Below are 24,538 nucleotides of genomic sequence, written 5' to 3'. Positions count from 1 at the left end.
ACATGCCATAGCTTCGGTGGTGTGTTTAGCCCCGTTACATTTTCGGCGCAGAGTCACTCGACCAGTGAGCTATTACGCACTCTTTAAATGGTGGCTGCTTCTAAGCCAACATCCTGGTTGTCTTCGCAAAGTGTCATGCCATAGCTTCGGTGGTGTGTTTAGCCCCGTTACATTTTCGGCGCAGAGTCACTCGACCAGTGAGCTATTACGCACTCTTTAAATGGTGGCTGCTTCTAAGCCAACATCCTGGTTGTCTCGTAAGCGTCAAACCATGCACACCTTCTAAGTGCTGTCCGTACATGAGAAGATGAGGCTACTTCAGATCGAGCAGGAGGTTGCCTCATGTCAAGGAAAGAACAACGTCGGCAGGAATGGACCACCCGAGGCTTTCGGCGGACAAGATTCTCACTTGTCTTTTCGTTACTCATACCGGCATTCTCACTTGAATGCAGTCCACCAGTCCTTCCGGTCTGACTTCAACCCGCATTCAACGCTCCCCTACCCAAGACACAAAAAGCCGGTCTCAGTTCGGATTGCAGGCTGCAACTCGCCTGCATGAAGTCGGAATTGCTAGTAATCGCGGATCAGCATGCCGCGGTGAATACGTTCCCGGGTCTTGTACACACCGCCCGTCACACCATACAAGTCGAGCAGGGAGGAAACTCGGGCTTAGTGATCCGGTGGTACCGAATGGAAGGGCCATCGCTCAACGGATAAAAGCTACCCTGGGGATAACAGGCTTATCTCCCCCAAGAGTCCACATCGACGCTTGACAACGGATCTTAGCACTCGCTGTCTGACTCCCGAGTATACATGCATGGCATTCGGAGTTTGACTGGACTTGGTAACCCTTGGCGGGCCCCGCACCCAATCAGTGCTCTACCTCCATGATGCTTACAGTACCGAAGGTTCCGTGCTCACGCTGCCGAGAAAAGCCTCTAGCCAGGTGATGGTGCCCGTACCGCAAACCGACACAGGTAGGCGAGAAGAGAATTCTAAGGCGCGCGGAAGAACTCTCGTTAAGGTCAGTACGTAGGCGTAGACCCGAAACCGGGTGATCTACCCCTGTGCAGGGTGAAGGTGCGGTAACACGCACTGGAGGCCCGAACTCACAAGCGTTGAAAAGCTTGGGGATGACGTGGGGGTAGGGGAGACATGCCATAGCTTCGGTGGTGTGTTTAGCCCCGTTACATTTTCGGCGCAGAGTCACTCGACCAGTGAGCTATTACGCACTCTTTAAATGGTGGCTGCTTCTAAGCCAACATCCTGGTTGTCTTCGCAACATCGGGCTCTGACTTCTTGTAAGCGCACGGTTTCAGGTTCTATTTCACTCCGCTCCCGCGGTGCTTTTCACCTTTCCCTCACGGTACTGCTTCGCTATCGGTCGCCAGGGAGTATTTAGCCTTGGCAGATTTCGACGGTGACCTCGCTTCCCGAGAAGCTGCCTCCGTTCGGGTCGAACGTCACCGTGTAGCTGTTCAACGTCCAGTGCGCGTACAACGTCATATCGCCGCTGACGGTGTCCCCATCGAAGTCCCACTCGCAGCATCTTCTTCCTGCCTTGCGTCTGCTCTTAGGATAAGCCCTCGACCGATTAGTACTCGTCAGCTCCACACGTTGCCGCGCTTCCACCCCGAGCCTATCTACCTGGTGTTCTTCCAGGGGTCTTACCTACCTTAGCTTAGGCTTTCGGCTGACAAGATCCTCACTTTTCTTTTCTTTTCTCATACCGGTATCCTCACTTCAATGCAGTCCACCAGTCCTTCCGGTCCGACTTCAACCCGCACTCAACGCTCCCCTACCCAACGTCCGCTCAGGGTAAGTCGGGACCTAAGGCGAGGCCGAAAGGCGTAGTCGAAGGACAACAGGTTGAAATTCCTGTACCACCGTAAGCCGTTATGAGCAATGGGGGGACGCAGGAGGGCAAGAACGCGAGCCCTCACAGATCCGTACGTGCGGAATTCCCGCATACGGCTCTTCGACGCATCTTTCACAGAATGGTTATTTGTAGATATCGACGTAGATTCTTGGCTTCGGGAGCTGCCATTTCTTTATCACTTCGCTAAACCCCAACAAGTGGGTCCCTTCCAAGAAGAAGTTCTTTATCCCGGTGAAGGTGCTCTCCAGAAAGTTCAGAGGCAAGTTCCTGGCCTATCTCAAGCAAGCCGAGCTCCAATTCTTCGGTACCACGGCAGATCTGCGCGCACTCCTTCCGCTTTTGCGGCTTGCGAGGAGGGAGCGTACCGATTTGATTCCCCATAGCGTAGCAACGTGCGTAGCCCACCGCGGTTTCGTCCAAACGAATTATCTAAAGTCGTAGCTCCTGCTTGCAAAGTGTCATGCCATAGCTTCGGTGGTGTGTTTAGCCCCGTTACATTTTCGGCGCAGAGTCACTCGACCAGTGAGCTATTACGCACTCTTTAAATGGTGGCTGCTTCTAAGCCAACATCCTGGTTGTCTTCGCAAACATCGACCGTGAGGCGCCGTCTGCCGCGACGCTGACGGCTGACCCGACCGCGCCGACGAACGGGAACGTGACGGTAACGATCGTCTACCCGGAGGATGCGTCCGTGCGGGAGTACAAGGTTGGCGCCGGCGGTCTACCCGGAGGATGCGTCCGTGCGGGAGTACAAGGTTGGCGCCGGCGCATGGCAATTGTATACGGAGCCGGTGGAGGTAACGGATAACGGGACAGTACATGCCCGTTCGACAGATGCGGCGGGGAACGAGTGACCGTGAGGCGCCGTCTGCCGCGACGCTGACGGCTGACCCGACCGCGCCGACGAACGGGAACGTGACGGTAACGATCGTCTACCCGGAGGATGCGTCCGTGCGGGAGTACAAGGTTGGCGCCGGCGCATGGCAACCAAGACCAACCCAAGACCAACCCAAGACCAACCCAAGACCAACCCAAGACCAACCCAAGACCAACCCAAGACCAACCCAAGACCAACCCAAGACCAACCCAAGACCAACCCAAGACCAACCCAAGACCAACCCAAGACGCAAATCCTTTACGATTTGTTGTTCAAGGCTGCCGCAGAAACGCTAACCGAGCTGGCGGCTGACAAGAAGTATTTGGGCGCACAGATTGGCTTTACCTCGATCCTCCATACCTGGGGACAAAATCTCATGCACCATCCTCCGAGACGGATCCCGAGTACCGCGGGACACGTGAAACCCCGTGGGAATCCGGCAGGACCATCTGCCAAGGCTAAATACTCCCTGGCGACCGATAGCGAAGCAGTACCGTGAGGGAAAGGTGAAAAGCACCGCGGGAGGGTAACCGCAAGGAGCCAGCCGTCGAAGGTGGGGTAGATGATTGGGGTGAAGTCGTAACAAGGTAGCCGTATCGGAAGGTGCGGCTGGATCACCTCCTTTCTAAGGAGCCCTTCGGGGCAATATGAGTAGTACATTCAGCCGGTGGGGTAACCGCATGGAGCCAGCCGTCGAAGGTGGGGTAGATGATTGGGGTGAAGTCTTAACAAGGTAGCCGTATCGGAAGGTGCGGCTGGATCACCTCCTTTCTAAGGAGCCCTTCGGGGCCATACGAAGCAGTGTCCGCCGCTAAGCCATCCCCGAAGGAATAACTCCGCTCGACTTGCATGTATTAGACACGCCGCCAGCGTTCGTCCTGAGCCAGGATCAAACTCTCCATAAAGGGACTTTCGACGGCAGGGTTTCCGTGAGGAAATCCCGAAGAAGTCAGAGCCCGATCTAGGGGTGATGGCGTGCCTTTTGTAGAATGAACCGGCGAGTTACGTTTACGTGCGAGGTTAAGTCGGAGAGACGGAGCCGCAGCGAAAGCGAGTCTGAATAGGGCGCTTTAGTACGTAGGCGTACGCTGCGGCTCCGTCTCTCCGACTTAACCTCGCACGTAAACGTAACTCGCCGGTTCATTCTACAAAAGGCACGCCATCACCCCTAGATCGGGCTCTGACTTCTTGTAAGCGCACGGTTTCAGGTTCTATTTCACTCCGCTCCCGCCCGGAGGATGCGTCCGTGCGGGAGTACAAGGTTGGCGCCGGCGCATGGCAATTGTATACGGAGCCGGTGGAGGTAACGGATAACGGGACAGTACATGCCCGTTCGACAGATGCGGCGGGGAACGAGTCGGAGGAGAGCAGCTACGCGCTGCGGCTCCGTCTTACCGACTTAACCTCGCACGTAAACGTAACTCGCCGGTTCATTCTACAAAAGGCACGCCATCACCCCTAGATCGGGCTCTGACTTCTTGTAAGCGCACGGTTTCAGGTTCTATTTCACTCCGCTCCCGCCGCTGCGGCTCCGTCTTACCGACTTAACCTCGCACGTAAACGTAACTCGCCGGTTCATTCTACAAAAGGCACGCCATCACCCCTAGATCGGGCTCTGACTTCTTGTAAGCGCACGGTTTCAGGTTCTGTTTCACTCCGCTCCCGCCGCTGCGGCTCCGTCTCTCCGACTTAACCTCGCACGTAAACGTAACTCGCCGGTTCATTCTACAAAAGGCACGCCATCACCCCTAGATCGGGCTCTGACTTCTTGTAAGCGCACGGTTTCAGGTTCTGTTTCACTCCGCTCCCGCTTAGCCCAAACCAGGGAGCTTGCTCCCTGGGGTTGTGGGACGTCTCACATGGAGTAAGAAAAGAGCAGGTTAGGCGAAGAGGTCTGGAAAGGCCCGGCATAGAAGGTAAAAGCCCTGTAGCCGAAAGTCTGCTCTCTCCGAGACGGTGCGCCCAAATACTTCTTGTCAGCCGCCAGCTCGGTTAGCGTTTCTGCGGCAGCCTTGAACAACAAATCGTAAAGGATTTGCGGGTTGTGGCAGGCAATCGGGTTTAACAAATCCGGCAAGGTAAAGACGACGTGGAAGTAGCCGAGGTGTGACGGGCGGTGTGTACAAGACCCGGGAACGTATTCACCGCGGCATGCTGATCCGCGATTACTAGCAATTCCGACTTCATGCAGGCGAGTTGCAGCCTGCAATCCGAACTGAGACCGGCTTTTTAGGATTTGCTCCAGATCGCTCAGGATGTCATGCCGTTCAATGTGAAGGCCAATACGGCATACTACATCGTTGTGTATGGGAAGGATTCCGCGGAGTTCGGCCCAGACCCGTATACGTTATCGTTCGGGATGCTTATGAGGGACACGTACGAACCGAATGGCACGATAGCGCAGAAGTCAGAGCCCGATTCTTAAGGGTGATGGCGTGCCTTTTGTAGAATGAACCGGCGAGTTACGTTTACGTGCGAGGTTAAGTCGGAGAGACGGAGCCGCAGCGAAAGCGAGTCTGAATAGGGCGCTTTAGTACGTAGGCGTAGACCCGCCGCCTCAAGATGAGATTTCCCAGTAGGTAAGACCCCTGGAAGAACACCAGGTAGATAGGCTCGGGGTGGAAGCGCGGCAACGTGTGGAGCTGACGAGTACTAATCGGTCGAGGGCTTATCCTAAGAGCAGACGCAAGGCAGGAAGAAGAACGACATGGAAGTAACCGACGTTCAGCAAGTCCGCTTTTCTGGCTTCAATCCAGCGCTCTTTATTGACGGTCTGGCATTTCGGACAATGGCGGTTGCGGCAGGAATTGTAGGAGATACGCGTGAAGTCACAGGCATCACAGGCATCGAGATAGAACCTGAAACCGTGCGCTTACAAGAAGTCAGAGCCCGATTCTTAAGGGTGATGGCGTGCCTTTTGTAGAATGAACCGGCGAGTTACGTTTACGTGCGAGGTTAAGTCGGAGAGACGGAGCCGCAGCGAAAGCGAGTCTGAATAGGGCGCAGAACCTGAAACCGTGCGCTTACAAGAAGTCAGAGCCCGATCTAGGGGTGATGGCGTGCCTTTTGTAGAATGAACCGGCGAGTTACGTTTACGTGCGAGGTTAAGTCGGAGAGACGGAGCCGCAGCGAAAGCGAGTCTGAATAGGGCGCTTTGTCGTTCCCGGGGGAGGAATAAATGCGGCCAACAAGTGGGTCCCTTCCAAGAAGAAGTTCTTTATCCCGGTGAAGGTGCTCTCCAGAAAGTTCAGAGGCAAGTTCCTGGCCTATCTCAAGCAAGCCGAGCTCCAATTCTTCGGTACCACGGCAGAAGTACCGAAGGTTCCGTGCTCACGCTGCCAAGAAAAGCCTCTAGCCAGGTGATGGTGCCCGTACCGCAAACCGACACAGGTAGGCGAGAAGAGAATTCTAAGGCGCGCGGAAGAACTCTCGTTAAGGAACTCGGCAAAATGACCCCGTAACTTCGGGTAAGAAGCCAGTCGATGTTGGCATTGAGGCCCGACATACATGGACGCTTGGTATTTTGGTGTCATGGATCGAGCAACGCTTTCAACAATCCTTCACAGAAAAGGGGGTGTCGAAACTACTTAAACGGCTTGGATTCAGTTACACCAAAGCGACTTATACGCGTACCCGGAAGGCAAGATCGTCATGGTACTCGATAACGCTCGCATCCATCATGCAAAGCGGCTTCAGCCATTTCTCCAACAGGAGAAACGTTTGACGCTCGTTTTTCTGCCGAAGTACAGTCCCGAACTAAATCCGGTAGAAGGGCTTTGGAAGTGGCTCACGAGCGTTACCGACCCGGAAAGCGGCTTTATGAAGCGGATCGGCAAACCCGAAGGCTTCCACTTTCTCGAGCACCGGACGGTCGATCATAAGTTCGGCATCATCACCGATGCCTACATTACACCCGGCAACGTTAACGAGCCGGTTGTCTACATCGAGCGGCTCGCTCAGGGTAAGTCGGGACCTAAGGCGAGGCCGAAAGGCGTAGTCGAAGGACAACAGGTTGAAATTCCTGTACCACCGTAAGCCGTTATGAGCAATGGGGGGACGCAGGAGGGCAAGAACGCGAGCGGATGGAAGTGCTCGTCCAAGCAGTAAGAGGGGTGTGTCGCGGCAGTCGGCGCCTCCCGGTCGATGTTGCTCACGGCGTAGCTGCTCTCCTCCGACTCGTTCCCCGCCGCATCTGTCGAACGGGCATGTACTGTCCCGTTATCCGTTACCTCCACCGGCTCCGTATACAATTGCCATGCGCCGGCGCCAACCTTGTACTCCCGAGACGGAGCCGCAGCGAAAGCGAGTCTGAATAGGGCGCATCAGTACGTAGGCGTAGACCCGAAACCGGGTGATCTACCCCTGTGCAGGGTGAAGGTGCGGTAACACGCACTGGAGGCCCGAACTCACAAGCGTTGAAAAGCTTGGGGATGACGTGGGGGTAGGGGACGCGGGACACGTGAAACCCCGTGGGAATCCGGCAGGACCATCTGCCAAGGCTAAATACTCCCTGGCGACCGATAGCGAAGCAGTACCGCGAGGGAAAGGTGAAAAGCACCGCGGGAGCGGAGTGAAACAGAACCTGAAACCGTGCGCTTACAAGAAGTCAGAGCCCGATAGATTTTGTCCCCAGGTATGGAGGATCGAGGTAAAGCCAATCTGTGCGCCCAAATACTTCTTGTCAGCCGCCAGCTCGGTTAGCGTTTCTGCGGCAGCCTTGAACAACAAATCGTAAAGGATTTGCGGGTTGTGGCAGGCAATCGGGTTTAACAAATCCGGCAAGGTAAAATGGTCGAGTAGGTAGGGCCTCTCCTTTCGAGGATTGTGCCCGTCCCCCTCACAGATCCGTACGTGCGGAATTCCCGCATACGGCTCTTCGACGCATCTTTCACAGAATGGTTATTTGTAGATATCGACGTAGATTCTTGGCTTCGGGAGCTGCCATTTCTTTATCACTTCGCTGTAAGACCCCTGGAAGAACACCAGGTAGATAGGCTCGGGGTGGAAGCGCGGCAACGTGTGGAGCTGACGAGTACTAATCGGTCGAGGGCTTATCCTAAGAGCAGACGCAAGGCAGGAAGAAGATGCTGAATACACGCTAACTCGTTTCGTATCCGGTTATCAAGGCGCAAGCTTTGGCGTAGTCGAAGGACAACAGGTTGAAATTCCTGTACCACCGTAAGCCGTTATGAGCAATGGGGGGACGCAGGAGGGCAAGAACGCGAGCGGATGGAAGTGCTCGTCCAAGCAGTAAGAGGGGTGTGTAGGCAAATCCGCACACTGTAACCTCAAGCTGTGATGGGGAGGGAAAATATGAGCAATGGGGGGACGCAGGAGGGCAAGAACGCAGACTGATGGAATAGTCTGTCCAAGCAGTAAGAGGGGTGTGTAGGCAAATCCGCACACTGTAACCTCAAGCTGTGATGGGGAGGGAAAATCACAGTACCGAAGGTTCCGTGCTCACGCTGCCGAGAAAAGCCTCTAGCCAGGTGACGCTATGGAGATTGATCGTTTTCGTCGCAAACTTCTTCTCTTGAATCAAATACAGTAAAAAGTGGCGAATATCGTTCCCTCCGAGTTGTTCGACAGGACGATGGCAATACGCTAGAAAGGCACGTGCACACCGCATGTACCTTTGCTGAGTGTGTAGCGCAAACCCTCGGAGCAGAAGATTTGCGGATCATACGTAAATTCAGCTTTCGGGATATGGCCTTCCCGGCTTGGCGACTTCCGGTCCGCAATCGCGGCGAAGAGGTTCATCTCGATCGTCTTCTTGCAAACATAGGGCGTTAAGTAACCCGAGTCCAGTGCGACCGCTTCGAGGTCGGTCAACCCGAACGTATTGATTTGACGTTGACGCCTTTCGGCCTCGCCTTAGGTCCCGACTTACCCTGAGCGGACGAACCTTCCTCAGGAACCCTTAGGCTTTCGGCGGACAAGATTCTCACTTGTCTTTTCGTTACTCATACCGGCATTCTCACTTGAATGCAGTCCACCAGTCCTTCCGGTCTGACTTCAACCCGCATTCAACGCTCCCCTACCCAAGACCAACCTCGTCGACCTTCCCGTTTCATGTTATTTCGAGGCTCAATCACTCAGGCCTGCATCCTGGCTGTCTACGCTTAAACGACTCTGTTGCCAGCTTCGCTCCAAGACTCGCTATTGGTGGCGTGGCTTCGCCTTTTCCAAGCAGGGTTTCCACCTGCTAAGTTACTCAACCTATGCTCGGTCGCTCTGTCGGCTTTAACCGCCGCCGACTCCGCCTTCTCGGCCGCCGTTGCGGTCTTGGCCCCTGCGCCCAGAGGAATCAGCAGCTCCAGCAGCTTCTCCGTCCCGAATCCTATCATCTCGGCTTTCCGGTTCGTGTCCGCTTGCCCGTATTCCTCCAGCATACTGGAAAATGCGTTTTTCGTCGCCTCGTACGTTGCTGTGCCAAGGCTAAATACTCCCTGGCGACCGATAGCGAAGCAGTACCGTGAGGGAAAGGTGAAAAGCACCGCGGGAGCGGAGTGAAATAGAACCTGAAACCGTGCGCTTACAAGAAGTCAGAGCCCGATCTAGGGGTGATGGCGTGCCTTTTGTAGAATGAACCGGCGAGTTACGTTTACGTGCGAGGTTAAGTCGGTGCCAAGGCTAAATACTCCCTGGCGACCGATAGCGAAGCAGTACCGTGAGGGAAAGGTGAAAAGCACCGCGGGAGCGGAGTGAAACAGAACCTGAAACCGTGCGCTTACAAGAAGTCAGAGCCCGATCTAGGGGTGATGGCGTGCCTTTTGTAGAATGAACCGGCGAGTTACGTTTACGTGCGAGGTTAAGTCGGAGCTGTTCAACGTCCAGTGCGCGTACAACGTCATGTCCTCGACTACCGGAGCGGCGTCGAAGTCCCACTCGCCCGTCTCATCCGCCGGATCGACATACCAGCCCTCAAACGCGTACCCGACTCGCGTTGGCTCTGTTGGCTCGGCTATCGTCTGGCCATGTTCGACGGTGACCTCGCTTCCCGAGAAGCTGCCTCCGGCGCCGTCTGCCGCGACGCTGACGGCTGACCCGACCGCGCCGACGAACGGGAACGTGACGGTAACGATCGTCTACCCGGAGGATGCGTCCGTGCGGGAGTACAAGGTTGGCGCCGGCGCATGGCAATTGTATACGGAGCCGGTGGAGGTAACGGATAACGGGACAGTACATGCCCGTTCGACAGATGCGGCGGGGATTAGCCCAAACCAGGGAGCTTGCTCCCTGGGGTTGTGGGACGTCTCACATGGAGTAAGAAAAGAGCAGGTTAGGCGAAGAGGTCTGGAAAGGCCCGGCATAGAAGGTAAAAGCCCTGTAGCCGAAAGCCTGCTCCCTCCGAGACGAATCCCGAGTACCGCGGGACACGTGAAACCCCGTGGGAATCCGGCAGGACCAACTGAAACATCTAAGTACCCTGAGGAAGAGAAAACAACAGTGATTCCGTCAGTAGCGGCGAGCGAAAGCGGATTAGCCCAAACCAGGGAGCTTGCTCCCTGGGGTTGTGGGACGTCTCACATGGAGTAAGAAAAGAGCAGGTTAGGCGAAGAGGTCTGGAAAGGCCCGGCATAGAAGGTAAAAGCCCTGTAGCCGAAAGGTCCAAGCAGTAAGAGGGGTGTGTAGGCAAATCCGCACACTGTAACCTCAAGCTGTGATGGGGAGGGAAAATCACAGTACCGAAGGTTCCGTGCTCACGCTGCCGAGAAAAGCCTCTAGCCAGGTGATGGTGCCCGTACCGCAAACCGACACAGGTAGGCGAGAAGAGAATTCTAAGGCGCGCGGAAGAACTCTCGTTAATTTAATACGAAAATTAAGTCTCGCTAATGGCGGTCTGTACCGGATTTAGACAGAAAAGTCTCGCCACCGTCTAGCACCAGCTGGCGCGGTCGGCATTTTGGTGAGTCGGCGAGTCGGTGAGTTGATTTCCACATTATGGTGACAAGAAAGGCGCTATCCCCCTTCTTAACACTTATGCCTCTTCTCCCCTTGGATCAGGATTGGCTCCGTCGGCTCGGCTACCGTCTGCCCGTGTTCGACGGTGACCTCGCTTCCCGAGAAGCTGCCTCCGTTCGGGTCGAACGTCACCGTGTAGCTGTTCAACGTCCAGTGCGCGTACAACGTCATGTCCTCGACTACCGGAGCGGCGTCGAAGTCCCACTCGCCCGTCTCATCCGCCGGATCGACATACCAGCCCTCAAACGCGCCGCGACGAAGTCGTCGGCACGCTAGGTTGCAGGCAGCATGACGAAGTCGTGCGGTGCAGCCGTAGCGATTTGTTCAAAGCTTGCGCCTTGATAACCGGATACGAAACGAGTTAGCGTGTATTCAGCATCTTCTTCCTGCCTTGCGTCTGCTCTTAGGATAAGCCCTCGACCGATTAGTACTCGTCAGCTCCACACGTTGCCGAGAAGGGAGGCTGTCGCATGTCCCGCATTCAAGCGGAGCTGTCGCGATTGACGGAGATCGGGCAAGATGTCGAACGAATGGACCGAAGAGCGGCCACGGTGGCCAAGGAAGTGTCGACGGTCGGCAGCCGCGTGGAAGGGGCGATCCTCGCCCGGCGCGGGCTGTCCGGCCGGATCGGCGGCAGCGCGAGCGGCATCGGGCGAATCGAGAAACATCGACCGGGAGGCGCCGACTGCCGCGACGCTGACGGCCGACCCGACCGCGCCGACGAGCGGGAACGTGACGGTAACGATTGTCTACCCGGAGGATGCGTCCGTGCGGGAGTACAAGGTTGGCGCCGGCGCATGGCAATTGTATACGGAGCCGGTGGAGGTAACGGATAACGGGACAGTACATGCCCGTTCGACAGATGCGGCGGGGACTGCGGCTCCGTCTCTCCGACTTAACCTCGCACGTAAACGTAACTCGCCGGTTCATTCTACAAAAGGCACGCCATCACCCTTAAGAATCGGGCTCTGACTTCTTGTAAGCGCACGGTTTCAGGTTCTGTTTCACTCCGCTCCCGCGGTGCTTTTCACCTTTCCCTCACGGTACTGCTTCGCTATCGGTCGCCAGGGAGTATTTAGCCTTGGCATGCCAAGGCTAAATACTCCCTGGCGACCGATAGCGAAGCAGTACCGTGAGGGAAAGGTGAAAAGCACCGCGGGAGCGGAGTGAAATAGAACCTGAAACCGTGCGCTTACAAGAAGTCAGAGCCCGATTCTTAAGGGTGATGGCGTGCCTTTTGTAGAATGAACCGGCGAGTTACGTTTACGTGCGAGGTTAAGTCGGAGAGACGGAGCCGCAGAGAAGTCAGAGCCCGATTCTTAAGGGTGATGGCGTGCCTTTTGTAGAATGAACCGGCGAGTTACGTTTACGTGCGAGGTTAAGTCGGAGAGACGGAGCCGCAGCGAAAGCGAGTCTGAATAGGGCGCATCAGTACGTAGGCGTAGACCCGAAACCGGGTGATCTACCCCTGTGCAGGGTGAAGGTGCGGTAACACGCACTGGAGGCCCGAACTCACCGGTGAACCTGACATCGCCGACGGGAAAAGACTACAACGTAGAAGTGTTCGAAACGGCCAGTTGGTCGAACTGGTTGGCGGATTCCGAGGACGGAGTCGGCGAAGAGGATGTCATGCCGTTCAATGTAAAGGCCAATACGGCATACTACATCGTTGTGTATGGGAAGGATTCCGCGGAGTTCGGCCCAGACCCGTATACGTTATCGTTCGGGATGCTCTAGTAGGGAGGTTGTCAACCACCTGCAATCGCTATCGCCAAAGGCGAGAGAGATTGTCAGGAACCCGCAACGGCTCGTTAGAGTCGTTGTCGGGATGCAAACCACTAAGGCAGAAGATCCATTCTAAATTGCGCTAATCGTTTCGTATCCAGTTGTCAAGGTACAAGGTGTGTGAAGAATGCAATCGACCGAAGTCGCTTGCCCCTTCAAAACTGAACTGCACCAGCTGGCGCGGTCGGCATTTTGGTGAGTCGGCGAGTCGGTGAGTTGATTTCCACATTATGGTGACAAGAAAGGCGCTATCCCCCTTCTTAACACTTATGCCTCTTCTCCCCTTGGATCAGGAACCTCCGCTTGCCGATCATGCCCTTGGGTCTTAGGACAGCCCACCTCCTTATCCTGAACGAAAGGGAGAAGAGACCTAATGCCGCCAGAGGGAACATACATGGACGCTTGGTATTTTGGTGTCATGGATCGAGCAACGCTTTCAACAATCCTTCACAGAAAAGGGGGTGTCGAAACTACTTAAACGGCTTGGATTCAGTTACACCAAAGCGACTTATACGCTTGCACACGCCAACCCGGTCGAGCAAAAAGCATTTCGTGAAATCACGCTCCCCAAGCTGAAAGAGCAGATAGTGGAGGGACAAATCGACCATTTCCATCGATTACGAAACTGGGCGCGTCACTCATCGAGAAGTCGAAGAATGTGATACCGCTGCGTTCCGGCAATTTCTCGAACAAATACTCGAGGCGTACCCGGAAGGCAAGATCGTCATGGTACTCGATAACGCTCGCATCCATCATGCAAAGCGGCTTCAGCCATTTCTCCAACAGGAGAAACGTTTGACGCTCGTTTTTCTGCCGAAGTACAGTCCCGAAAAGGACATCTCTTAAACTAGATAGCAGCCCACTGCGAATCCAGTTGAAGGAGATGTCCCTATGTCCCATCATGAACAAATTGTATCCAAACTGCAAGAAGATCTTCTGCTCCGAGGGTTTGCGCTACACACTCAGCAAAGTTACATGCGGTGTGCACGTGCCTTTCTAGCGTATTGCCATCGTCCTGTCGAACAACTCGGAGGGAACGATATTCGCCACTTTTTACTCGGGATGGACGCACCGCTGGTGTACCAGTTGTTCCGCCAGGAGCATAGCTGGGTAGCCAAGTGCGGGAGGGATAAGCGCTGAAAGCATCTAAGCGCGAAGCCCGCCTCAAGATGAGATTTCCCAGTAGGTAAGACCCCTGGAAGAACACCAGGTAGATAGGCTCGGGGTGGAAGCGCGGCAACGTGTGGAGCTGACGAGTACTAATCGGTCGAGGGCTTATCCTAAGAGCGCCAATCGCCGCTCCAGTTGACCCGTGGTTACTCATCTGCACCCACCATGCCTGCACGAACGCCCGCACTTGAGTAATGGCGACTCATCTCGGTCCCTCCGCGCGCCAATCGCCGCTCCAGTTGAGTCGTGGTTACTCATCTGCACCCACCATGCCTGCACGAACGCCCGCACTTGAGTAATGGCGACTCATCTCGGTCCCTCCACGCGCCAATCGCCGCTCCAGTTGAAGACCCGGGAACGTATTCACCGCGGCATGCTGATCCGCGATTACTAGCAATTCCGACTTCATGCAGGCGAGTTGCAGCCTGCAATCCGAACTGAGACCGGCTTTTTAGGATTTGCTCCAGATCGCTCTTTCGCTGCCCGTTGTACCGGCCATTGTAGTACGTGTGTAGCCCAGGTCATAAGGGGCATGATGATTTGACGTCATCCCCGCCTTCCTCCGGTTTGTCACCGGCAGAGAACCTGAAACCGTGCGCTTACAAGAAGTCAGAGCCCGATCTAGGGGTGATGGCGTGCCTTTTGTAGAATGAACCGGCGAGTTACGTTTACGTGCGAGGTTAAGTCGGTAAGACGGAGCCGCAGCGAAAGCGAGTCTGAATAGGGCGCTTTAGTACGTAGGCGTAGACCCGAAACCGGGTGATCTACCCCTGTGCAGGGTGAAGGTGCGGTAACACGCACTGGAGGCCCGAACTCACTTTTCACCTTTCCCTCACGGTACTGCTTCGCTATCGGTCGCCAGGGAGTATTTAGCCTTGGCAGATGGTCCTGCCGGATTCCCACGGGGTTTCACGTGTCCCGCGGTACTCGGGATTCGTCTCGGAGAGAGCAGACTTTCGGCTACAGGGCTTTTACCTTCTATGCCGGGCCTTTCCAGACCTCTTCGCCTAACCTGCTCTTTTCTTACTCCATGTGAGACGTCCCACAACCCCAGGGAGCAAGCTTGCTCCCTGGGGTTGTGGGACGTCTCACATGGAGTAAGAAAAGAGCAGGTTAGGCGAAGAGGTCTGGAAAGGCCCGGCATAGAAGGTAAAAGCCCTGTAGCCGAAAGTCTGCTCTCTCCGAGACGGATCCCGAGTACCGCGGGACACGTGAAACCCCGTGGGAATCCGGCAGGACCATCTGCCAAGGCTAAATACTCCCTGGCGACCGATAGCGAAGCAGTACCGTGAGGGAAAGGTGAAAACTTGCTCCCTGGGGTTGTGGGACGTCTCACATGGAGTGATAAAGGAGCAGACTAGGCGAAGAGGTCTGGAAAGGCCCGGCATAGAAGGTAAAAGCCCTGTAGCCGAAAGCCTGCTCCCTCCGAGACGGATCCCGAGTACCGCGGGACACGTGAAACCCCGTGGGAATCCGGCAGGACCATCTGCCAAGGCTAAATACTCCCTGGCGACCGATAGCGAAGCAGTACCGTGAGGGAAAGGTGAAAAGAGGGCTTAACGGTCGTGTTCGAGATGGGTACGCGTGGAACCCCTCTGCCATCATCACCAAACCGGTTTTATCGCTGAAGGCTTGCACCTTCAAAACTGAACTCGAGCGTAATGAATGTACTGCTTCATATTGCCCCGAAGGGCTCCTTAGAAAGGAGGTGATCCAGCCGCACCTTCCGATACGGCTACCTTGTTACGACTTCACCCCAATCATCTACCCCACCTTCGACGGCTGGCTCCTTGCGGAGCAGGAGCTACGACTTTAGATAATTCGTTTGGACGAAACCGCGGTGGGCTACGCACGTTGCTACGCTATGGGGAATCAAATCGGTACGCTCCCTCCTCGCAAGCCGCAAAAGCGGAAGGAGTGCGCCCGCGGGGAGGCGTGCGTCCCGGGAATGTAAGGTTTAAAAAGAATGTAGGTACACCTCCCCCCTCCCCACTGAAGCGGCTGGTTCGCATTTATGCAGTTTGTTCCGCGGGGGAGGCTCGACTCTGCCGGTTCACCGCTTTCTGTGTCCGGACTGCCGCAAGACCATGAGTCTACTACCGGCGTTTGTGGAACCCCACCACCAAAGCGCCGTGGACGTAAAGGAAGCGACCCTCCGTGCTGCGGCGGAAGGTAAGCGTCAAATAGCCCCCACCTGGCGATGGGAGCGAGATTCGACTAAGCTTTTACTTGGATTGGGGCATCCGGCATTCTGCCGGAAGCTGCTCGGACCACGGCATAAATGGCTCGAGGGCCTCACGTGAAGGTGACAAATTACCCTGAGCCTGAACAACCTTGTTGTCAGGCTGGCGTCTTTAGGCGCAGTTTGGCAACAAGGGGTTATACCCCAAGAGCAAACCACCCGTTGGACGGGTGGTTATGATTATAGGCTTTAGCCTGTTGAGTGCGTGAAACGCGCGAAACAAAAAACCACCCGCTATGCGGGTGGAGGGAACGAGGGTTTGACCACCAAGACCATTCCGATAAAATTGAGATGTTCAGGCTCAATTCTTCATGGGCATCCCGTCGTCGGTTCCACGTTTGTCGCCAGCGTCGGATCGTCTTCTGACTGTACCCGCCGCCTGCGTAGACCTCGCTCACTTCCGCGATCTCCGCCAGGCTGCATCCTTCCGCCGTAAGCGTCAAACCATGCACACCTTCTAAGTGCTGTCCGTACATGAGAAGATGAGGCTACTTCAGATCGAGCAGGAGGTTGCCTCATGTCAAGGAAAGAACAACGTCGGCAGGAATGGACCACCCGAGAAGTCAGAGCCCGATCTAGGGGTGATGGCGTGCCTTTTGTAGAATGAACCGGCGAGTTACGTTTACGTGCGAGGTTAAGTCGGAGAGACGGAGCCGCAGCGAAAGCGAGTCTGAATAGGGCGCTTCAGTACGTAGGCGTAGACCCGAAACCGGGTGATCTACCCCTGTGCAGGGTGAAGGTGCGGTAACACGCACTGGAGGCCCGAACTCACAAGCGTTGAAAAGCTTGGGGATGACGTGGGGGTAGGGGACCATCCCGCCCGGTATCGCCCCCCATGCGTCTATTCCCTCTGGCGGCATTAGGTCTCTTCTCCCTTTCGTTCAGGATAAGGAGGTGGGCTGTCCTAAGACCCAAGGGCATGATCGGCAAGCGGAGGTCCTGATCCAAGGGGAGAAGAGGCATAAGTGTTAAGAAGGGGGATAGCGCCTTTCTTGTCACCATAATGTGGAAATCAACTCACCGACTCGCCGACTCACCAAAATGCCGACCGCGCCAGCTGGTGCCACTGGAGGCCCGAACTCACAAGCGTTGAAAAGCTTGGGGATGACGTGGGGGTAGGGGAGAAATTCCAATCGAACTCGGAGATAGCTGGTTCTCCCCGAAATAGCTTTAGGGCTAGCCTCGAGGTGAAGCATCATGGAGGTAGAGCACTGATTGGGTGCGGGGCCCGCCAAGGGTTACCAAGTCCAGTCAAACTCCGAATGCCATGCATGTATACTCGGGAGTCAGACAGCGAGTGCTAAGATCCGTTGTCAAGACAACCAGGATGTTGGCTTAGAAGCAGCCACCATTTAAAGAGTGCGTAATAGCTCACTGGTCGAGTGACTCTGCGCCGAAAATGTAACGGGGCTAAACACACCACCGAAGCTATGGCATGACACTTTGTGTCTTGGGTAGGGGAGCGTTGAATGCGGGTTGAAGTCAGACCGGAAGGACTGGTGGACTGCATTCAAGTGAGAATGCCGGTATGAGTAACGAAAAGACAAGTGAGAATCTTGTCCGCCGAAAGCTTGACAACGGATCTTAGCACTCGCTGTCTGACTCCCGAGTATACATGCATGGCATTCGGAGTTTGACTGGACTTGGTAACCCTTGGCGGGCCCCGCACCCAATCAGTGCTCTACCTCCATGATGCTCCACCTCGAGGCTAGCCCTAAAGCTATTTCGGGGAGAACCAGCTATCTCCGAGTTCGATTGGAATTTCTCCCCTACCCCCACGTCATCCCCAAGCTTTTCAACGCTTGTGAGTTCGGGCCTCCAGTGCGTACCCGGAAGGCAAGATCGTCATGGTACTCGATAACGCTCGCATCCATCATGCAAAGCGGCTTCAGCCATTTCTCCAACAGGAGAAACGTTTGACGCTCGTTTTTCTGCCGAAGTACAGTCCCGAAAGAAGGGCTTTGGAAGTGGCTCAAGCATGACGTCGTCAACAATGTCTTCTTCAGCAAGTTCTATCACATTCGCAAGCATGTCACTGATTTCATCAAACAAGTTAATCGTTACCCTCAAAAGGTAATCGTCAGGCGGACAGTTTGACTGGGGCGGTCGCCTCCTAAAGCGTAACGGAGGCGCCCAAAGGTTCCCTCAGAATGGTTGGAAATCATTCGAAGAGTGCAAAGGCATAAGGGAGCTTGACTGCGAGACCTACAAGTCGAGCAGGGAGGAAACTCGGGCTTAGTGATCCGGTGGTACCGAATGGAAGGGCCATCGCTCAACGGATAAAAGCTACCCTGGGGATAACAGGCTTATCTCCCCCAAGAGTCCACATCGACTTAACGAGAGTTCTTCCGCGCGCCTTAGAATTCTCTTCTCGCCTACCTGTGTCGGTTTGCGGTACGGGCACCATCACCTGGCTAGAGGCTTTTCTCGGCAGCGTGAGCACGGAACCTTCGGTACTGTTATTTTCCCTCCCCATCACAGCTTGAGGTTACAGTGTGCGGATTTGCCTACACACCCCTCTTACTGCTTGGACGAGCACTTCCATCCGCTCGCGTTCTTGCCCTCCTGCGTCCCCCCATTGCTCATAAACTTCACGCGTATCTCCTACAATTCCTGCCGCAACCGCCATTGTCCGAAATGCCAGACCGTCAATAAAGAGCGCTGGATTGAAGCCAGAAAAGCGGACTTGCTGAACGTCGGTTACTTCCATGTCGTTTTTACCTTGCCGGATTTGTTAAACCCGATTGCCTGCCACAACCCGCAAATCCTTTACGATTTGTTGTTCAAGGCTGCCGCAGAAACGCTAACCGAGCTGGCGGCTGACAAGAAGTATTTGGGCGCACGCGTATAAGTCGCTTTGGTGTAACTGAATCCAAGCCGTTTAAGTAGTTTCGACACCCCCTTTTCTGTGAAGGATTGTTGAAAGCGTTGCTCGATCCATGACACCAAAATACCAAGCGTCCATGTATGCCGGGCCTCAATGCCAACATCGACTGGCTTCTTATGAACAACCGTTTCAGCAATCTCTTGTTCCTGCTGCTCGGTCAGTTTTTTGGGTCCGCCGGGAGAATGCCCCATATCGAGAGCGGACAACCCGTCTGCCGGTGACAAACCGGAGGAAGGCGGGGATGACGTCAAATCATCATGCCCCTTATGACCTGGGCTACACACGTACTACAATGGCCGGTACAACGGGCAGCGAAAGAGCGATCTGGAGCAAATCCTCAAAAGCCGGTCTCAGTTCGGATTGCAGGCTGCAACTCGCCTGCATGAAGTCGGAATTGCTAGTAATCGCGGATCAGCATGCCGCGGTGAATACGTTCCCGGGTCTTGTACACACCGCCCGTCACACCATTACAAGGACGACAATAAGCCAAAAGAGATGACCGTTACTGCGGATGAGTTTATTCGCCGTTTCCTGATTCACGTCCTGCCTCCAGGATTCACACGAATTCGGCATTACGGCTTCCTGAGTCCACGGGGCAAAGCGACTCGATTGAAGCTTTGCAAGAAGCTCACACGCACACCTGTACCGGCACTTCCGCAACCGAAACGTACGACGCTCGAGCTCTTGCAGCAGATACTGGGCCAAGACTTTGCCTGCTGCCAGGCAGAAGATCCATTCTACATTGCGCTAATCGTTTCGTATCCAGTTGTCAAGGTACAAGGTGTGTGAAGAATGCAATCGACCGAAGTCGCTTGCCCCTTCAAAACTGAACTCGAGCGTAATGAATGCACTGCTTCGTATGGCCCCGAAGGGCTCCTTAGAAAGGAGGTGATCCAGCCGCACCTTCCGATACGGCTACCTTGTTACGACTTCACCCCAATCATCTACCCCACCTTCGACGGCTGGCTCCTTGCGGAAGAGAAGACGAAAATCATCGAGTTTGGCCGGTATGCGGAGGAGCGAAGCAGAAGAGAAGGGAAAGGGAAGCCGAGAACCTTTGATTTTCTGGGATTCACGCATTACTGCTCGAAAAGCCAAAAAGGAGCTTACCGAGTGAAACGGGAAACGAGCGGGAAGAAATTCAGACAGAAGGTCAAGAAGATGAAGCAATGGATCCGGACGAATCGGCATCTAAGGCAAGAGGAGTTTCTGAAGGCGATCCGGTCAAAACTCAGCCTGTCGATACTGGCGAGCAACGTGCAGGACTTCAGCGAGCTTGAATTCGTCGTGACGTACGATCCGAGCCGGATGGAGGTCGCGGATCTGTACGACTTCACGCCGCAAGCGGATGTCATGGCAGCCGGAACGATCCCGGGCTCGAACCTCGAAGTGACGTACCAGCCGGGGAAAATTATTTTCAGGAAGAAGATGAACATTGTGCCGGGAACGTCCTGGTCGGGAGAAGTGACGACGATTGTCTTCAGGGCGAGCGTTACCGACCCGGAAAGCGGCTTTATGAAGCGGATCGGCAAACCCGAAGGCTTCCACTTTCTCGAGCACCGGACGGTCGATCATAAGTTCGGCATCATCACCGATGCCTACATTACACCCGGCAACGTTAACGAGCCGGTTGTCTACATCGAGCGGCTGCAACGTCAAATCAATACGTTCGGGTTGACCGACCTCGAAGCGGTCGCACTGGACTCGGGTTACTTAACGCCCTATGTTTGCAAGAAGACGACCGAGTGAAACGGGAAACGAGCGGGAAGAAATTCAGACAGAAGGTCAAGAAGATGAAGCAATGGATCCGGACGAATCGGCATCTAAGGCAAGAGGAGTTTCTGAAGGCGATCCGGTCAAAACTGTTGGGACATTACCGGTACTACGGAATAACGGACAACTACGACAGGATGAAGGCCTATCAAACGGAGACGACGAAGCTGATGGAGAAATGGCTGAATCGGAGAAGTCAGCGCAAGAGTTTTACGCGGGAGCGATCTTCTGCTCCGAGGGTTTGCGCTACACACTCAGCAAAGTTACATGCGGTGTGCACGTGCCTTTCTAGCGTATTGCCATCGTCCTGTCGAACAACTCGGAGGGAACGATATTCGCCACTTTTTACTATATTTGATTCAAGAGAAGAAGTTTGCGACGAAAACGATCAATCTCCATAGCGCTGCGATTCGCTTTCTGTTTGCGGTCACCCTGGATCGGCCTCTTAACTACCTCCAAGTGCCCCGGATGAAGAATCGGATCGGCAAACCCGAAGGCTTCCACTTTCTCGAGCACCGGACGGTCGATCATAAGTTCGGCATCATCACCGATGCCTACATTACACCCGGCAACGTTAACGAGCCGGTTGTCTACATCGAGCGGCTACAACGTCAAATCAATACGTTCGGGTTGACCGACCTCGAAGCGGTCGCACTGGACTCGGGTTACTTAACGCCCTATGTTTGCAAGAAGACGATCGAGATGAACCTCTTCGCCGCGATTGCGGACCGGATCCGGTCCGCAATCGCGGCGAAGAGGTTCATCTCGATCGTCTTCTTGCAAACATAGGGCGTTAAGTAACCCGAGTCCAGTGCGACCGCTTCGAGGTCGGTCAACCCGAACGTATTGATTTGACGTTGCAGCCGCTCGATGTAGACAACCGGCTCGTTAACGTTGCCGGGTGTAATGTAGGCATCGGTGATGATGCCGAACTTATGATCGACCGTCCGGTGCTCGAGAAAGTGGAAGCCTTCGGGTTTGCCGATCCGAGGGGGCCGCAGTGAATAGGCCCAAGCGACTGTTTAGCAAAAACACAGGTCTGTGCGAAGCCGTAAGGCGAAGTATACGGGCTGACGCCTGCCCGGTGCTGGAAGGTTAAGAGGAGCGGTTAGGGGCAACCCGAAGCTGTGAATTGAAGCCCCAGTAAACGGCGGCCGTAACTATAACGGTCCTAAGGTAGCGAAATTCCTTGTCAGGTAAATTCTGACCCGCACGAATGGCGTAACGACTTGGGCGCTGTCTCGCTTTCGGCGGACAAGATTCTCACTTGTCTTTTCGTTACTCATACCGGCATTCTCACTTGAATGCAGTCCACCAGTCCTTCCGGTCTGACTTCAACCCGCATTCAACGCTCCCCTACCCAAGACACATAGTGTCATGCCATAGCTTCGGTGGTGTGTTTAGCCCCGTTACATTTTCGGCGCAGAGTCACTCGACCAGTGAGCTATTACGCACTCTTTAAATGGTGGCTGCTTCTAAGCCAACATCCTGGTTGTCTTTCTCGATGGCATCCAGGGCGCCCAGTGCCTGCTGTCGGTGCCGGGCATCGGCAAGGTCTACGCCGCCGGGCTCCTTGGCGAGCTGGGCGATATCGAGCGCTTCAAGGATCAGGCCGCCGTCGCCAAATATGCGGGGCTCACCTGGCGCAGGCACCAGTCCGGCGCTTTTGAAGCGGAGAACACCACCCGTATCCAATCCGGCAACCGATTCCTGCGCTACTACCTGGTTGAAGCTGCCAACTCGGTCCGATTGCCGAACAACAACCGGTACACCATGCAGGTTGTCAACGAGACCCCGCAGGCCTATCTGACGGAACTGGAAAAGGCCATCGATGAAGATCGAGCCTTGCACGGCAAAAAGCCGTTGCCTCCGGCAAAAGAGAGGGAAGAGAAGACACGTAAAACGAGCGTTACCGACCCGGAAAGCGGCTTTATGAAGCGGATCGGCAAACCCGAAGGCTTCCACTTTCTCGAGCACCGGACGGTCGATCATAAGTTCGGCATCATCAGTCAGGCGGACAGTTTGACTGGGGCGGTCGCCTCCTAAAGCGTAACGGAGGCGCCCAAAGGTTCCCTCAGAATGGTTGGAAATCATTCGAAGAGTGCAAAGGCATAAGGGAGCTTGACTGCGAGACCAACAAGTCGAGCAGGGAGGAAACTCGGGCTTAGTGATCCGGTGGTACCGAATGGAAGGGCCATCGCTCAACGGATAAAAGCTACCCTGGGGATAACAGGCTTATCTCCCCCAAGAGTCCACATCGACGTGTCAGGCGGACAGTTTGACTGGGGCGGTCGCCTCCTAAAGCGTAACGGAGGCGCCCAAAGGTTCCCTCAGAATGGTTGGAAATCATTCGAAGAGTGCAAAGGCATAAGGGAGCTTGACTGCGAGACTTACAAGTCGAGCAGGGAGGAAACTCGGGCTTAGTGATCCGGTGGTACCGAATGGAAGGGCCATCGCTCAACGGATAAAAGCTACCCTGGGGATAACAGGCTTATCTCCCCCAAGAGTCCACATCGACATTAAGGTTGATTTCGATCTCCAGTTGTCGCTCCGAACGGATGCCGTACAAATAGCCGATTAACATCATCTTGAAGAGACGAATCGGCGGAATGGGGGGACGGCCCGTCGTACTCGTGTAGAAGGGCTTCGTTTTCTCCGTAATAAAGGAGAAGTCGATATGCATATCGATTAGCCGGAGCAAGTGATCTTCAGGAACTAACATATCCGTACTGGCCATTTCGACTTGAAATCTTCCTTGGTTGAGATGCTCGGATTCGCATCGGGATGGAGGCCACCTCCAATCTCGGCTGGCACCTGGCCCATTATCTGAAGACCGAGCTGCAGGGCTATGAACCCCGCGTCCAGTCTCAGATTTACGTCTTGAATGCAAGGAAGGTGGCGCGTTTCAAGAAGGGCTACGAGGCTCTTCCCAAGAACGACCGCGTGGATGCCTGGGTGATTGCAGACCATCTGCGATTTGGACGACTGCCCCATGAGATGAAAGAAATCATCCAATACGAAGCCTTGCGGCTTTCGGCGGACAAGATTCTCACTTGTCTTTTCGTTACTCATACCGGCATTCTCACTTGAATGCAGTCCACCAGTCCTTCCGGTCTGACTTCAACCCGCATTCAACGCTCCCCTACCCAAGACACCTAAGTGTCATGCCATAGCTTCGGTGGTGTGTTTAGCCCCGTTACATTTTCGGCGCAGAGTCACTCGACCAGTGAGCTATTACGCACTCTTTAAATGGTGGCTGCTTCTAAGCCAACATCCTGGTTGTCGCGGGAGCGGAGTGAAATAGAACCTGAAACCGTGCGCTTACAAGAAGTCAGAGCCCAATCTAGGGGTGATGGCGTGCCTTTTGTAGAATGAACCGGCGAGTTACGTTTACGTGCGAGGTTAAGTCGGTAAGACGGAGCCGCAGCGAAAGCGAGTCTGAATAGGGCGCATCAGTACGTAGGCGTAGACCCGAAACCGGGTGATCTACCCCTGTGCAGGGTGAAGGTGCGGTAACACGCACTGGAGGCCCGAACTCACAAGTGAATACCTTGGCCTTGCGCGCTTGCAGCTCAGCATCCTGATGCAGATACATGGCCGGGTGCCAACTGTAAACCGAGGTGGCTTCGAGCCCGATGTGAATCTCGGATACGGCAAGCTTGTCCGCGACAGCAACGATGCGGTCGCGCAGATGGGAAGCGCCGCCGAGGTTATTCTTGACGGTGAACGAGTCGAGCTTGTCGCCGTCGGCGTTCATGAAGCACACTTCGAGCTCTTGCGAGCTCACGTCAATACCGAGGGGGCCGCAGTGAATAGGCCCAAGCGACTGTTTAGCAAAAACACAGGTCTGTGCGAAGCCGTAAGGCGAAGTATACGGGCTGACGCCTGCCCGGTGCTGGAAGGTTAAGAGGAGCGGTTAGGGGTGACCCGAAGCTGTGAATTGAAGCCCCAGTAAACGGC

The 24,538-nt window shown here is 54.9% G+C and carries 15 protein-coding genes, 1 rRNA gene, 14 pseudogenes and 14 other annotated features (1 of these 44 running past the window's edge); of the genes and pseudogenes, 18 read left to right on the top strand and 12 right to left on the bottom strand.

Going from position 1 to position 24,538, the window contains the following annotated elements; translation table 11 throughout:
- Positions 1-1,436 (bottom strand) — a sequence feature (most likely nonfunctional fraction of RNA operon).
- Complete coding sequence (locus E6C55_RS35595; RefSeq protein WP_407923782.1) at positions 1,399-1,614, bottom strand: InlB B-repeat-containing protein; 216 nt, start codon at positions 1,612-1,614, stop codon at positions 1,399-1,401. Its footprint overlaps the feature before it by 38 nt.
- A 460-nt stretch (positions 1,615-2,074) precedes the next feature.
- On the opposite strand from E6C55_RS35595, the pseudogene E6C55_RS35665 reads away from it, so the two are divergent.
- The 4 genes and pseudogenes from E6C55_RS35665 to E6C55_RS34410 all read left to right on the top strand — a co-directional run.
- A pseudogene (locus tag E6C55_RS35665) lies at positions 2,075-2,203 on the top strand (transposase); the annotation flags it as partial.
- 383 nt (positions 2,204-2,586) lie between these two features.
- Complete coding sequence (locus tag E6C55_RS34105) at positions 2,587-2,733, top strand: hypothetical protein (protein WP_168736024.1); 147 nt, start codon at positions 2,587-2,589, stop codon at positions 2,731-2,733.
- A gap of 273 nt (positions 2,734-3,006) precedes the next feature.
- Positions 3,007-3,144, top strand: a pseudogene (locus E6C55_RS35660) (IS91 family transposase); the annotation flags it as partial.
- An 858-nt stretch (positions 3,145-4,002) separates the two neighbouring features.
- On the top strand, positions 4,003-4,218 hold the full coding sequence (locus E6C55_RS34410) for an OmpL47-type beta-barrel domain-containing protein (protein WP_211093714.1): 216 nt from the start codon (positions 4,003-4,005) through the stop codon (positions 4,216-4,218).
- Between the two features lie 666 nt (positions 4,219-4,884).
- Positions 4,885-5,067 (bottom strand) — a sequence feature (16S ribosomal RNA rRNA prediction is too short).
- A gap of 357 nt (positions 5,068-5,424) precedes the next feature.
- On the opposite strand, the gene E6C55_RS34405 is transcribed toward E6C55_RS34410, so the two are convergent.
- On the bottom strand, positions 5,425-5,574 hold the full coding sequence (locus E6C55_RS34405) for a transposase zinc-binding domain-containing protein (RefSeq protein ID WP_211093718.1): 150 nt from the start codon (positions 5,572-5,574) through the stop codon (positions 5,425-5,427).
- Positions 5,575-6,389, top strand: a sequence feature (23S ribosomal RNA rRNA prediction is too short).
- Between the two features lie 18 nt (positions 6,390-6,407).
- Here E6C55_RS34405 and E6C55_RS35655 point away from each other — a divergent pair.
- Together E6C55_RS35655 and E6C55_RS34390 are read left to right on the top strand one after the other, a co-directional pair.
- Positions 6,408-6,488 (top strand): annotated as a pseudogene (locus E6C55_RS35655) (hypothetical protein); the annotation flags it as partial.
- 60 nt (positions 6,489-6,548) lie between these two features.
- A pseudogene (locus E6C55_RS34390) lies at positions 6,549-6,710 on the top strand (IS5/IS1182 family transposase); the annotation flags it as partial.
- Between the two features lie 2 nt (positions 6,711-6,712).
- On the opposite strand, the pseudogene E6C55_RS35590 reads toward E6C55_RS34390, so the two are convergent.
- The 6 genes and pseudogenes from E6C55_RS35590 to E6C55_RS35145 all read right to left on the bottom strand — a co-directional run.
- Positions 6,713-7,024: pseudogene (locus E6C55_RS35590) on the bottom strand (hypothetical protein); the annotation flags it as partial.
- A 349-nt stretch (positions 7,025-7,373) separates the two neighbouring features.
- Positions 7,374-7,544 (bottom strand): annotated as a pseudogene (locus tag E6C55_RS35650) (IS91 family transposase); the annotation flags it as partial.
- A 649-nt stretch (positions 7,545-8,193) separates the two neighbouring features.
- Entirely contained in the window at positions 8,194-8,424 is a 231-nt protein-coding gene (locus tag E6C55_RS35585; protein WP_407923784.1) for a phage integrase N-terminal SAM-like domain-containing protein, read from the bottom strand.
- Positions 8,425-9,186: 762 nt separating this feature from the next.
- Positions 9,187-9,283 (top strand) — a sequence feature (23S ribosomal RNA rRNA prediction is too short).
- Positions 9,284-9,348: 65 nt separating this feature from the next.
- Positions 9,349-10,632 (top strand) — a sequence feature (mutual gap in cmsearch alignment for this rRNA model is longer than 100).
- Entirely contained in the window at positions 9,509-9,841 is a 333-nt protein-coding gene (locus E6C55_RS35580; RefSeq protein ID WP_211093716.1) for an InlB B-repeat-containing protein, read from the bottom strand. It overlaps the preceding feature by 333 nt.
- 98 nt (positions 10,633-10,730) lie before the next feature.
- Positions 10,731-10,892 (bottom strand): InlB B-repeat-containing protein, encoded by a 162-nt coding sequence (locus tag E6C55_RS33505; RefSeq protein ID WP_136374140.1) that lies wholly within the window; start codon positions 10,890-10,892, stop codon positions 10,731-10,733.
- Positions 10,875-10,955, bottom strand: a pseudogene (locus E6C55_RS35145) (hypothetical protein); the annotation flags it as partial. The pseudogene E6C55_RS35145 and the gene E6C55_RS33505, both read right to left, overlap by 18 nt.
- Positions 10,956-11,191: 236 nt before the next feature.
- On the opposite strand from E6C55_RS35145, the gene E6C55_RS33500 reads away from it, so the two are divergent.
- The 3 genes from E6C55_RS33500 to E6C55_RS35575 all read left to right on the top strand — a co-directional run bounded on the left by E6C55_RS33500 (position 11,192) and on the right by E6C55_RS35575 (position 13,168).
- The gene (locus E6C55_RS33500; RefSeq protein WP_136374137.1) at positions 11,192-11,557 is read left to right on the top strand and encodes a hypothetical protein; all 366 of its coding nucleotides are present in this window, start codon (positions 11,192-11,194) and stop codon (positions 11,555-11,557) included.
- A 154-nt stretch (positions 11,558-11,711) separates the two neighbouring features.
- Positions 11,712-11,809: a sequence feature (23S ribosomal RNA rRNA prediction is too short), on the bottom strand.
- Positions 11,775-13,788: a sequence feature (mutual gap in cmsearch alignment for this rRNA model is longer than 100), on the top strand. (Overlaps the previous feature by 35 nt.)
- Positions 12,240-12,458: a hypothetical protein gene (locus tag E6C55_RS33495; RefSeq protein WP_136374136.1), complete on the top strand. Its 219-nt coding sequence runs from the start codon at positions 12,240-12,242 to the stop codon at positions 12,456-12,458. It overlaps the preceding feature by 219 nt.
- Positions 12,920-13,168, top strand: coding sequence for a helix-turn-helix domain-containing protein (locus E6C55_RS35575; protein WP_407923783.1), 249 nt, complete (start codon positions 12,920-12,922; stop codon positions 13,166-13,168).
- Here the strand turns inward: E6C55_RS35575 and E6C55_RS35645 are convergent.
- The gene (locus E6C55_RS35645; protein WP_230986979.1) at positions 13,065-13,409 is read right to left on the bottom strand and encodes a hypothetical protein; all 345 of its coding nucleotides are present in this window, start codon (positions 13,407-13,409) and stop codon (positions 13,065-13,067) included. The two genes, E6C55_RS35575 and E6C55_RS35645, sit on opposite strands and share 104 nt — an antisense overlap.
- Between E6C55_RS35645 and E6C55_RS35565 the strand changes: the two genes are divergently transcribed.
- On the top strand, positions 13,398-13,646 hold the full coding sequence (locus E6C55_RS35565) for a phage integrase N-terminal SAM-like domain-containing protein (protein ID WP_211093712.1): 249 nt from the start codon (positions 13,398-13,400) through the stop codon (positions 13,644-13,646). The genes E6C55_RS35645 and E6C55_RS35565 overlap by 12 nt on opposite strands.
- A gap of 291 nt (positions 13,789-14,079) precedes the next feature.
- Positions 14,080-14,176 (bottom strand) — a sequence feature (16S ribosomal RNA rRNA prediction is too short).
- 663 nt (positions 14,177-14,839) lie between these two features.
- Positions 14,840-18,375 (top strand) — a sequence feature (mutual gap in cmsearch alignment for this rRNA model is longer than 100).
- Here the strand turns inward: E6C55_RS35565 and rrf are convergent.
- A 5S ribosomal RNA gene (gene rrf, locus E6C55_RS35640) occupies positions 15,181-15,288 on the bottom strand. It overlaps the preceding feature by 108 nt.
- Positions 17,476-17,641: a sequence feature (23S ribosomal RNA rRNA prediction is too short), on the bottom strand.
- On the opposite strand from rrf, the pseudogene E6C55_RS35635 reads away from it, so the two are divergent.
- Positions 17,745-18,015: pseudogene (locus tag E6C55_RS35635) on the top strand (transposase); the annotation flags it as partial.
- A gap of 142 nt (positions 18,376-18,517) precedes the next feature.
- A pseudogene (locus tag E6C55_RS33475) lies at positions 18,518-18,724 on the top strand (transposase zinc-binding domain-containing protein); the annotation flags it as partial.
- On the opposite strand, the gene E6C55_RS33470 reads toward E6C55_RS33475, so the two are convergent.
- Positions 18,688-18,996 carry a helix-turn-helix domain-containing protein gene (locus tag E6C55_RS33470; RefSeq protein ID WP_230986981.1) on the bottom strand — a complete coding sequence of 103 codons (309 nt, stop codon included), beginning with the start codon at positions 18,994-18,996 and terminating at the stop codon, positions 18,688-18,690. The pseudogene E6C55_RS33475 and the gene E6C55_RS33470 sit on opposite strands and share 37 nt — an antisense overlap.
- 100 nt (positions 18,997-19,096) lie before the next feature.
- Positions 19,097-19,193: a sequence feature (16S ribosomal RNA rRNA prediction is too short), on the top strand.
- Positions 19,194-19,294: 101 nt separating this feature from the next.
- Here E6C55_RS33470 and E6C55_RS35630 point away from each other — a divergent pair.
- The 5 genes and pseudogenes from E6C55_RS35630 to E6C55_RS34375 all read left to right on the top strand — a co-directional run.
- Positions 19,295-19,594, top strand: a pseudogene (locus E6C55_RS35630) (transposase); the annotation flags it as partial.
- Between the two features lie 699 nt (positions 19,595-20,293).
- Positions 20,294-20,542: pseudogene (locus E6C55_RS35000) on the top strand (IS5/IS1182 family transposase); the annotation flags it as partial.
- Between the two features lie 222 nt (positions 20,543-20,764).
- Positions 20,765-21,013: pseudogene (locus E6C55_RS35550) on the top strand (phage integrase N-terminal SAM-like domain-containing protein); the annotation flags it as partial.
- Positions 21,014-21,046: 33 nt separating this feature from the next.
- Positions 21,047-21,367: a hypothetical protein gene (locus E6C55_RS34100; RefSeq protein ID WP_168736022.1), complete on the top strand. Its 321-nt coding sequence runs from the start codon at positions 21,047-21,049 to the stop codon at positions 21,365-21,367.
- Positions 21,368-21,523: 156 nt separating this feature from the next.
- Positions 21,524-21,817 (top strand) — a sequence feature (23S ribosomal RNA rRNA prediction is too short).
- 282 nt (positions 21,818-22,099) lie between these two features.
- Positions 22,100-22,327, top strand: a pseudogene (locus E6C55_RS34375) (transposase); the annotation flags it as partial.
- A gap of 199 nt (positions 22,328-22,526) precedes the next feature.
- Positions 22,527-23,040 (top strand) — a sequence feature (most likely nonfunctional fraction of RNA operon).
- Positions 23,041-23,093: 53 nt separating this feature from the next.
- Here E6C55_RS34375 and E6C55_RS33445 read toward each other — a convergent pair.
- Positions 23,094-23,315: pseudogene (locus E6C55_RS33445) on the bottom strand (transposase); the annotation flags it as partial.
- Positions 23,316-23,362: 47 nt separating this feature from the next.
- Here E6C55_RS33445 and E6C55_RS33440 point away from each other — a divergent pair.
- Positions 23,363-23,668, top strand: coding sequence for an IS110 family transposase (locus tag E6C55_RS33440; protein ID WP_230986978.1), 306 nt, complete (start codon positions 23,363-23,365; stop codon positions 23,666-23,668).
- Positions 23,662-24,538 (bottom strand) — a sequence feature (most likely nonfunctional fraction of RNA operon); it runs 257 nt beyond the window's last position. Its footprint overlaps the gene before it by 7 nt.

Source organism: Cohnella fermenti (assembly GCF_004801405.1).
Taxonomy (GTDB): Bacteria; Bacillota; Bacilli; order Paenibacillales; family Paenibacillaceae; genus Cohnella; species Cohnella fermenti.
Note: the sequence above shows the minus strand (reverse complement) of the source record. Positions and strands in the feature narration are given on the sequence as shown.